The sequence below is a fragment of the Vibrio sp. 378 genome (genome assembly GCF_033339435.1).
In genome coordinates, this window is the sequence record NZ_JAWOUO010001029.1 from 1 (window position 1) to 548 (window position 548).

The following is a 548-nucleotide window of genomic DNA, read 5'->3' on the forward strand; positions in this document are numbered from 1 at the left end:
GATTTAGATGAGCAACTCATCCGCAGAAGGTTTTCAACGCTGCTTTGTCCTGCACCGACGCCCTTACAGTGAATCGAGCTTAATCCTTGATGTATTTAGCGAGGAATATGGTCGTAGCACGCTAATGGCCAAGGGCGCGCGTAGTAAACGCTCCAATCTAAAAGGCGCACTGCAACCTTTTACGCCGCTATTGCTTAAATGGTCTGGTAAAGGGTCGATGAAAACGTTGCGCCAAGCAGAGCCTATCAGCCTCGGTTTACCTTTGTTTGGGATGAACCTGTACTCAGCCATGTACGTCAACGAGCTCGTTGGGCGAGTGCTAATGGCAGAAGTCCCAATGCCTGCACTGTTTCATGATTACCTGCATGCCTTAACCGAGCTCGCTCAGTGTGAAAACCCAGAACCCGCATTACGCCGTTTTGAGTTGGCTTTGCTCTCTTCAATGGGCTATGGCGTCGACTTTTTGCACTGTGCTGGCACGGGTGAGCCGGTCGATCCTGAGATGACGTACCGCTACCGAGAACAAAAGGGATTTATCGCATCGGTAA

1 protein-coding gene is annotated in these 548 nt (G+C 50.5%); it reads left to right on the forward strand.

The features are described 5' to 3' along the window. Window positions 1–7: 7 nt before the first annotated feature. Window positions 8–548 (forward strand): DNA repair protein RecO (gene recO, locus R7Q48_RS30200; RefSeq protein ID WP_318134092.1); only part of this gene is annotated, 541 nt, incomplete at its 3' end.